This is a genomic window from Roseibium litorale (genome assembly GCF_014842915.1).
GTDB classification, from domain to species: domain Bacteria; phylum Pseudomonadota; class Alphaproteobacteria; order Rhizobiales; family Stappiaceae; genus Roseibium; species Roseibium litorale.
The window spans coordinates 42942-51823 of record NZ_JACYXI010000020.1; the positions used below are offsets into that span (position 1 = coordinate 42942).

The following is an 8882-nucleotide window of genomic DNA, read 5'->3' on the forward strand; positions in this document are numbered from 1 at the left end:
GCTTTCAAATGGGTGCCGCGGGGAGCGCCACGCCCGCCACCCCCGGCTTTCTGGAAATCAGCGCTCCCAGTTCGCCAAGGGGCATCGGCTTTCCGAACAGATAGCCCTGATAGTAGGCACAACCCGCCTCATCCAGTGCCTTCAGCTGCGCCTCCGTTTCGACGCCTTCCGCGATGATCGTAAGATTGAGGCTGCGTGCCAGACGGATGATCGTATCGACGATCGCCATATTGCGTCCGTCCGACAGCAGGTCCCGGATAAAGGATTGATCGATCTTGATCTGATCAAAAGGGAAACGTTTGAGCGAGCTGAGAGATGAGTAGCCCGTGCCGAAATCGTCCAGAGACCATTTAATGCCAAAGTCCCGCAGGGCCTGCATGCGCTCCAGCACCACGTCCGGATCTTCCGCCAAAGCGCTTTCTGTCAGTTCCAGCTTCAGCCCGCCGGCCTCAGCCCCGCTCAACCGGACGATTGCCTTGACGTGCTCGACGAAGTCCGGTTGCCGGAACTGAACGGCGCTCACATTGACCGCCAGGGTCAGGTCCGCCGTCTGCGGAGATCTGCTCCATTGCACCAGCTGGGCGCACGCCATGCGCAAAACCCAGTCGCCGATCGGAATGATAAGTCCCGTTTCCTCTGCAAGAGGGATGAACTCTTTTGGCGAGATGCCGCCTCGGGAGGAATGTTTCCAGCGCAACAGCGCCTCGAAGCCCAGAACCTGTCCATCACGGCCAGCCTGGGGCTGAAAGTGAAGCTCAAACTCGCCCCGCGCAACCGCACGGCGCATGTCTGCCTCAAGGGTTCGTCGGGCATTGATATTCGCCTGCATCAAAACAGCGACGACAGCCGTCACGCTCAACGCCGTAATATTGTTGACCCAGACTCCCGGAACGCCGAAAGCGGACGTGCCAATAAAATCAAACTGGCGGAGCAGAGGTATGTCGATCGAGAACGCCAAAAATATGAGAGCTGACGTCAATGGCAATATGATTCTGAGATAGATCCCTTCGCGGTTGAACAGAAAGAAAACCGCAGCAGAAAACGGCAACATATACATGTGAATGGAGCGGGGAACGCCATCTGCGGGAATATCGGCCAAGGACGATGCAGTAATCGTCACGATCAGCACGTGAGCCATGAAGATCCCCGCCAGACGGGTGTAGTTGCGGAAGGTCAGCAAGAGCACAAACAAGCCTGCTAAAGCCGTGACAACGCAAATCACCAACAGGCCCCACTGACCTTGGCTTGCATAATACACGCTCCATAGGGAACTGGCTGCGGTACTGACGAAACCGCCGAAAAGCATCAAGTTCTTCGCGCGGGAGTTCTGCACGCCAGATGCCGTCCAGCCGGAGAGCTCGTCCGGCCGGAAGAGTCCTTTAAGAGTTTTAAAACTTGTCACAATTGAAAAAAACCATTCTGCTGCTCAATACGCATTTATCAACGTCAAGACATAACATTAAAATATTACCCAATAACAACTCAACATTACTTTTATAAAAATGACAATAAGTGAATTATTTTCAACAAAGTATGCTTCAATCCAGCACCTGATCAGCCAGTGCAAGCCAAGGAAGATATCAGGTTCATTGCTCAGGTCAGACCGCACCGGCAAGATGTATCACCCCACCTCCACCGGATGCCTGGCCCTACCCGTGGATCTGTAGCTTGCGATATTGGCAACCGTTGTTCCGGCGATGGCGGCGAGAGCTTCCCGCGTGAAGAACCCCTGATGACCGGTGATCAGCACATTCGGAAATGTCAGGAGACGGGCAAAGAGATCGTCGGGAATGATAGTGTTGGACAAATCCTCGAAAAAGAGTTCGCTTTCCTCTTCATAGACGTCCAGTCCGAGCGACCCAATGCGGCTACTCTTCAGACCCTCGATCACAGCCGCAGTTTCGATCACCGCCCCGCGGGACGTATTGATCAGCATCACGCCCGGCTTCATGCGGGAAACGGCATCGGCATTGATCAGGTGGCGGGTTTGCGGCGTGAGCGGACATTGCAGGGAGATGATATCGGCCTCAGCGATCAGATCGTCAAAGGATACGTAGCGCGCTCCCATGGCGATGCAGGCCGGGTTCTCGGCCGGATCGCTTGCGATCACCTTGCAGCCGAAGCCGGTCAGGATCCCGGTCAGGATCTGGCCGATGAGACCTGTTCCGACGATGCCGACGGTCTTGCCGTGAAAGTCGAAACCCATCAGGCCATCCAGGGCGAAGTTGCCTTCCCGTACCCGGTTATAGGCCCGGTGTGTCTTGCGGTTCAGCGTCAGCATCAGGGCGACAGCGTGCTCGGCGACAGCGTGAGGCGAGTAGGCCGGCACACGGCATATGCTGACCCCCAATCCGGCGGCGGCCTCCAGATCCACATTGTTAAAGCCGGCAGAGCGAAGTGCAACCAGCTTGACACCCATAGTGTCCAGAGCCTCCAGAACCGGGGCAGACAGATCATCATTGACGAAAGCACAAACCGCCCCCGCTCCTTCGGCCAGTTTCACACTGTCCGCCGTCAGGTGCATGTCGTGGAACACAAACCCGATCTCCGCTCCTGCCGCCTTGCAGGCTTCTTGAAGAAAGTGGCGGTCATAGGGTTTTGCGCTGAAGACATCGACGCGGAACAGATCGGTCATGAAAAGCTTTCCAGACAACAACTTGGAGAGGTTTCCTTCAAGCTAAAAGCCCGAGCCCGCAGTTACAACTGCAAAGGTCGGGCCACCCCACTTGTGGAACCATCCCGGCGCTGGGACGTTGGTTTTCTGAAGTATTCGCGGACATCGCCGACAGGCGCCCGCCAATGGATGACCCTCAGTCAGGCAGCCGGGGAACCGACATGGATCTCAATATCCAGCCGCTTAGCATTCTCACCTCCCAGCTGACCGGCCTGATCGCAAGTCTGATCGCCCTGACGCCGAACCTGATCGCAGCCGTTCTTCTGATCCTGCTGATATGGGCCGCCTCTCACTTTTTCGGGCGGTTGATGAAATTGGTGTTCCGAAGATCGCATATGCGGCCTTCCCTAACCGTTGCCCTGACAAAATTGATCCGCATCGGAATCTGGACCTTCGGGCTTCTGATCGCGGCGACGCTGATCTTCCCGAACCTCACACCAACCAAACTGCTCACCGGCCTGGGCATCGGCTCCATTGCCGTCGGGCTTGCGTTCAAGGATATTTTTGAGAACTTTCTTGCCGGTTTTCTGATCCTCATCCGTAAGCCCATGCGGATTGGCGATGACATCGAATGCGAGAGTATTTCCGGTCAGGTGGAAGCCATCAACATACGGGACACCTTCATCCGGAAACGCTCAGGCGAACTTGTGCTGGTTCCCAACAGCTTCCTCTACAAGAATCCGCTGAAGGTTCTGACCGACCGGCATTTACGCCGGATTTCACTGGTTGTAGGGGTGGCTTATGGGGAGGATGTCGACAGGGCCCGCGAGGTGATTTCCAACGCCGTCGAGGATCTGAAGACACGTGACAAATCGAAGGCGCCGGATGTCTTTGCGCGGGAGTTCAATTCTTCCTCGATCGACTTTCTTGTCCGCTGGTGGACCAACAGCACGCCGAGCTCCGAGCACCGGTCCCGTGACGAAGCCGTCAGTGCGATCAAGATCGCTCTGGATAGTGCCGGGATCGAAATTCCTTTCCCTTACAGAACGCTCACCTTCAAGGAGCCGCTGCCAGTCTGGGATATGGCAGCAGGGGAAGATGGCGAGGAAAGGAAACAAGATCAGAAAACTGCAAGCTCATCGGACGAGTAAGATTCAGCCTCTAAGCCAGCGGGATGGTGTAGAGTTGGCAGCCCCTCACCTGCGGCCCAGCTCATCAGGCACCTTCTCGTCCAGAAGATCTTCCGCGCCGGTCGCATTGCGCTCCTGCTCAACTTTCTTTTCCACGTCCCTGTCAGCCGTTGTGTCCTGAGCCTTGTCCGCACTGCGCAGCGGACGCTGCGGGCGGCTTGGGGTTTCTTTCCGGGGAGGCAGCTGATCGCGAAGGGCTGCGCTTGCGCCTTCCCCCGCACCCGCCGGATCAAACCGCAACCGGTAGACAGGCTCCGGCAGAGCAATGCCCCCGGCTTCGAGTGCCCCTTTGACCAGGCGGATCGCTTCTGACCGCGCCTTCAAAAGATCGGTCTCGCGCTGATCGATCCAACCGGCGAATACCAAAAGGACATTGGAATCTCCAAGTTCACCAATCCAGGCATCTGCCTCCGGATCATCCAGAATGAAGGGCTGAGCCGACAGAGTATCCAGACCGATTTGCAAGGCATCGGCCAGATCACTGTCCGGGTCCACACCGAGCTCAAAGCTGAACCGGCGGTGCGGATTGGTGGAGTAGTTGATGATCGTGCTCTTGAAGACGGTCGCGTTGGGAATGCGAATGTGGTTGCCATCGGCCTCCATCAGGATCGTTGCCCGTGATGTGAGACTGATCACAAAGCCATCAAACTCGCCGATCTTGATGAAGTCCTTCGGCCGGAAAGGCTGGCGGATGCTGAGAAGAATACTGGCAATATAGTTCTCAACGGTGTCCCGGACGGCGAAGCCGACGGCCAGGCCGACAATCCCCGCCGCCCCCAGCAAGGTGCCGAGAAGTGCCGTCGCGCCCAGAATATCCAGAGCCAGAACCGCTCCGACTACGATGAACAGGATCCGGACAAACTGCCGCATCAGATCGGCGATAAAGGCGTTTGGCGCGAGCCTGGACCATGGCCATTCGCGGCCCGCGACGACATAGCCCGCAAAACCGACCAGTCCCCAGAAGAAAAGGGCGACAAGCAGGAGCGGCAGATAGCTAACGGCCTGCAAAAGGCGGTTCTGAAGCCTCTCATAAACCGGCACCAGCCGCTCTGAGACCGACGTTTCTTCGGTCAGCTCGTTGGTGACAGCCACGACACCATCCACGCGGATTGCCAGCTGCTCTGCCCGCTTCACCGCTGGCCCATCATTGACCACACCACGCAGGGTCACCACACCGGAGCGCACGGAGGCAGAAACGTCCTGAAGCCCCTCCAGTTCCTTGAAGATCTTTTCAAGCCTGGTCTGAATGGCCCTGTCGGACACACCTTCGCCGTCTGCCGCTATAGCGGGTTGCGCGTTAGGGGTTTGGGCCAGTGCTCCACCTGCAAAAGAAAAGACTGAAAGGGTCAGGCAGAAAAACAGCCCTGCGGCAAGGCCGCGCCAATTTTGTTTCACGTTTCCTGCCCCTTCAAACTCCGGTATCTCCGATAAGGTTTCCCCTTCTTCCGAAACATCAAGGGCGAAGGCTCAAAATACCAGTTTGTGGCGCATCGATGGGCGAAAACAAAAAACCCCGGCTTGCGCCGGGGCTTTCTTATCGGTTCTCGGCTCAGGTTCAGCCCTCGAAAGGCCGGATTCCGTTGGCGTCCTTGATTTCCGTCGGCAGGCCGATGCGGTTGAGGATCGACAGGAACGGCTTGGGATCCAGCTCCTCGACGTTCTTCATCGTGCCCACATCCCAGGTGCCGTCCGCGATCAGCATTGCGGCTGCAACCGGCGGAACACCGGCGGTGTAGCTGATGCCCTGGGAGCCGACTTCATTATAGGCGTCCTTGTGGTCAGCCACGTTGAAGATGAAGACTTCCGCATCCTTGCCGTCTGTCTTGCCCTTCACCAGCGTGCCGATGCAGGTCTTGCCCTCATAATCAGGCGCCAGAGAGGACGGGTCCGGCAGAACCGCCTTGACCACCTTCAGCGGCACGACTTCCAGGCCTTCGGCGGTCTTGACCGGCTTTTCGGACAGAAGGCCAAGGTTGTTCAGCACCGTGAAGACATTGATGTAGTGATCGCCAAAGCCCATCCAGAAGCGGACGTCCGCCTGCGGATAATTGGCGGACAGCGAATGCACTTCATCGTGGCCGGTCAGATAAGCCTTCTGGGTGCCAACGACCGGAAGATCCCACTCTTTGCCAACCTCGAACATCTTGTTCGACTGCCAGGCGCCCTGCTGCCAGGAATAGACCGTGCCGGTGAATTCGCGGAAGTTGATTTCCGGGTCGAAGTTGGTGGAGAACCAGCGGCCATGTGAGCCCGCATTGATGTCCACGATGTCGATGGACTCCGGCTCCTTGACGTAGTCGTCGATGGCCAGCTTGGCATAGGCGTTGACCACGCCGGGGTCAAAGCCGACGCCGAGGATCGCGGTCACGCCCTTCTCCGTGCAAGCGTCCCGGCGCTTCCACTCGTAGTTTGCGTACCACGGCGGGGTTTCGCAGATCTTGGCCGGATCCTCATGGATCGCCGTATCCATATAGGCGGCACCCGTTTCCAGGCAGGCATCCAGCACGTACATGTTCACGAAGGCGGAGCCGACGTTGATGACGATCTGGGCACCGGTCTGCCGGATGAGCGCGGCCACCGCCGCCGTGTCCATCGCGTCAAGGGCATGGGCTTCCAGAACGCCTTCTACCTTCAGGCTGCCTTTCCCGCGGATGCTTTCGATAATCCGCTCGCACTTCGCCTTTGTCCGCGAAGCAATGTGAATGTCGCCGAGCAGGTCGTTGTTCTGCGCACATTTATGCGCGACAACCTGCGCTACGCCACCGGCGCCGATGATGAGTATGTTGCGTTTCATTTCGCCCATAGTCCTCCTTAGGTCCAAAGGGTCTTCCATTTGCCCTGCCGGGACATGGCAGGGCCTCCCCGCGTCAGCTCAGGAGAGAGCTGTCACGAAATCGTCATAGGAGAAGCTGCGGGCGACATTCACCGTGCCGTCCAGTTCCTTCACCGCAATGGCCGGCATCTTGACGCCGTTGAACCAGTTCTTCTTCACCATCGTGTAACCGGCCGCATCCTGCATGGACAGGCGGTCACCAGCCTTCAGCGGCTGCTCAAACCGGAACTCTCCGAAGATGTCGCCTGCCAGGCACGATTTGCCGCAGATCATCCATTCTTCGGGTCCGGCATTGGGCTCCATCTTGGCTGTCTCCCGGTAGATCAGGAGGTCCAGCATATGTGCCTCAATCGAGCTGTCGACGATCGCCAGTTTCTTGCCGTTGTAGAGGGTGTCGAGCACGGTCACTTCCAGCGTCGTCGACTTGGTGATCGCTGCTTCTCCCGGCTCCAGATAGACCTGAACCTCGTTTTCTCCCGCAAAGCGCTTCAGTCGCTCGGCCAGCTTCTCCAGCGGATAGCCTTCGCCGGTGAAATGAATGCCGCCGCCCAGGCTGATCCATTTCATCTCACGGATCAGATGACCGAAGCGCTGCTCGATATGGCCAAGCATGCCGTCGAACCGGTCGAAATCCGCGTTCTCGCAGTTGTTGTGGAACATAAAGCCCGAGACGAGATCCGCAACCCCGGCAATCTTTTCCGGATCATGTTCGCCAAGACGCGAGAAGGGCCGCGCCGGGTCAGCAAGGTCGAAGCTTGAGGTGGAGACGCCCGGATTGACGCGCAATCCCCGCACATGGCCCGCAGACTGGCTCTCAAACCGGGTCAGCTGGCCGATGGTGTTGAAGAGGATCTTGTCTGAGGAGGCAATCACCTCATCGATCTCGTCATCCGCGTAAGCCACGGAATAGGCATGGGTTTCGCCCGGAAACTTTTCCCGGCCAAGCTTCACCTCGAACAGGGAAGACGAGGTCGTCCCGTCCATGTACTGGCTCATGAAATCGAACACGGACCAGGAGGCAAAGCACTTCAGCGCCAAAAGGGACTTGGCACCGGAATTCTCGCGCAGCCACGCGATCTTTTCCATATTCGGCAGCAGCCGCGCCTTGTCGATGAGATAATAGGGAGTGGGGATCATCTCCAGCCCTTCCGAACGCCAATGAGTGGGAACCAGCCAAGGGGGGCCGATTACCTGTTTTCCCCCCTTACCACAATGGGGAACATAGGTTTTGAGGCGATTTATCAAGACGGCGCATGACAGGAATGCGAAGGCGGCAGAGGAAACACACGTGTTTCTGACCTGCGCAGAGGCAGACAAAGCAGTTCTCCTCTTATTCCGCCAGATTTACAGATCCACCCCCTACCCCTTGCCTCTTGCCCTGATGCGCCGGACGGCGCAGTCTTCGCGGACCTGCCGGAGTTTCCCATGCGACGCCTCGTCCAGATCCAGTCCATCACCCGCCGGAACCGTCATGAGGTGAACCGGCTGATTTTCGACACGGTGGCGGGTCTTGGCGGCTGGATTGACGATGTGCAGATGTATTCCAACATTATGAGCACCATCCGGCTGACCCTTCCGCGCGGACGCTTTGCGGACCTCGCCGGAACACTGTCCGGAAACGGCGTCCCTGTCGATCTGCCCGCCAGTCTCAAGACAGATCCGGCCGAAACCAGCGAACAATCCGCCAGCCTGCAGATCACCTTCGTTCACAACGAACCGGACCTGAGACGGGAGATCCCCGCCGTGCCGGGCTAGAGATACGGCGAGGTCACGGCATGGACCCCATGGTCAAGCCATGGGGAAACGAATACGGAGAGGTGAATGCCGGGTGAGCGGCAGACACGCAGCAACCGCTGAATGCGCTTTGTTCTCCCCCCCCCTCTCCTCCGTCCTGCCATGGCTTGACCTTGGCATCCACGCAGTGACCTTTCCCAAGCTGAGGTTATGGTCGGAAGACCGGTCAAGACTCTCATCCCCTCGGCGTCATCCCGCGCTTGACGCGGGATCCAATCCACATTCAAGCAGCGTCCAGAAGGCTGTTATTCGTTTGGAGAGCGTTCCTCGAAACTTCTGCGGCCGTCGTCCTGCGGAGATCTGCATTGGATCCCCGATCAAGTCGGGGATTGTTTGTTCTTGCCGATGTTATGATGGGGTGCTCTCCCGGCCCCTAAACTGCCGGGAGAGCAGTGGCAGGCGACCGTGCGGGGATCGGGTTTTCACCCGCAGTCATCATGGCTCCCTGCCG

The 8882-nt window shown here is 57.9% G+C and carries 7 protein-coding genes; 2 read left to right on the forward strand and 5 right to left on the reverse strand.

What is annotated here, in order from left to right; translation table 11 throughout:
• Nucleotides 1–4 precede the first annotated feature (4 nt).
• The gene (locus tag IG616_RS21380; RefSeq protein ID WP_192150740.1) at nucleotides 5–1186 is read right to left on the reverse strand and encodes an EAL domain-containing protein; all 1182 of its coding nucleotides are present in this window, start codon (nucleotides 1184–1186) and stop codon (nucleotides 5–7) included.
• A 435-nt stretch (nucleotides 1187–1621) separates the two neighbouring features.
• Nucleotides 1622–2635 (reverse strand): 2-hydroxyacid dehydrogenase, encoded by a 1014-nt coding sequence (locus tag IG616_RS21385; RefSeq protein ID WP_192150742.1) that lies wholly within the window; start codon nucleotides 2633–2635, stop codon nucleotides 1622–1624.
• A gap of 164 nt (nucleotides 2636–2799) precedes the next feature.
• On the opposite strand from IG616_RS21385, the gene IG616_RS21390 reads away from it, so the two are divergent.
• The gene (locus IG616_RS21390) at nucleotides 2800–3765 is read left to right on the forward strand and encodes a mechanosensitive ion channel family protein (RefSeq protein ID WP_209007954.1); all 966 of its coding nucleotides are present in this window, start codon (nucleotides 2800–2802) and stop codon (nucleotides 3763–3765) included.
• A 45-nt stretch (nucleotides 3766–3810) separates the two neighbouring features.
• Here IG616_RS21390 and IG616_RS21395 read toward each other — a convergent pair whose 3' ends face one another.
• From IG616_RS21395 to IG616_RS21405, 3 genes are all read right to left on the reverse strand, one after another.
• A complete protein-coding gene (locus tag IG616_RS21395) occupies nucleotides 3811–5199 on the reverse strand; it encodes a mechanosensitive ion channel domain-containing protein (protein WP_192150744.1) in 1389 nt (462 codons plus the stop codon).
• A gap of 160 nt (nucleotides 5200–5359) precedes the next feature.
• Nucleotides 5360–6598, reverse strand: coding sequence for a saccharopine dehydrogenase family protein (locus IG616_RS21400; protein ID WP_192150746.1), 1239 nt, complete (start codon nucleotides 6596–6598; stop codon nucleotides 5360–5362).
• Between the two features lie 78 nt (nucleotides 6599–6676).
• The gene (locus IG616_RS21405; RefSeq protein WP_192150749.1) at nucleotides 6677–7774 is read right to left on the reverse strand and encodes a carboxynorspermidine decarboxylase; all 1098 of its coding nucleotides are present in this window, start codon (nucleotides 7772–7774) and stop codon (nucleotides 6677–6679) included.
• Between the two features lie 288 nt (nucleotides 7775–8062).
• Here IG616_RS21405 and IG616_RS21410 point away from each other — a divergent pair, with 288 nt between their 5' ends.
• Nucleotides 8063–8392 (forward strand): hypothetical protein, encoded by a 330-nt coding sequence (locus IG616_RS21410; protein WP_192150751.1) that lies wholly within the window; start codon nucleotides 8063–8065, stop codon nucleotides 8390–8392.
• The last annotated feature ends 490 nt before the right edge of the window (nucleotides 8393–8882 follow it).

What these genes read in the sequence shown, in the direction of transcription:
- IG616_RS21405 (WP_192150749.1), bottom strand. Translation starts at nt 7,774, where the DNA reads ATGATCCCCACTCCCTATTATCTCATCGACAAGGCGCGGCTGCTGCCG.
- IG616_RS21390 (WP_209007954.1), top strand. Translation starts at nt 2,800, where the DNA reads ATGGATGACCCTCAGTCAGGCAGCCGGGGAACCGACATGGATCTCAAT.
- IG616_RS21385 (WP_192150742.1), bottom strand. Translation starts at nt 2,635, where the DNA reads ATGACCGATCTGTTCCGCGTCGATGTCTTCAGCGCAAAACCCTATGAC.
- IG616_RS21410 (WP_192150751.1), top strand. Translation starts at nt 8,063, where the DNA reads ATGCGACGCCTCGTCCAGATCCAGTCCATCACCCGCCGGAACCGTCAT.
- IG616_RS21400 (WP_192150746.1), bottom strand. Translation starts at nt 6,598, where the DNA reads ATGAAACGCAACATACTCATCATCGGCGCCGGTGGCGTAGCGCAGGTT.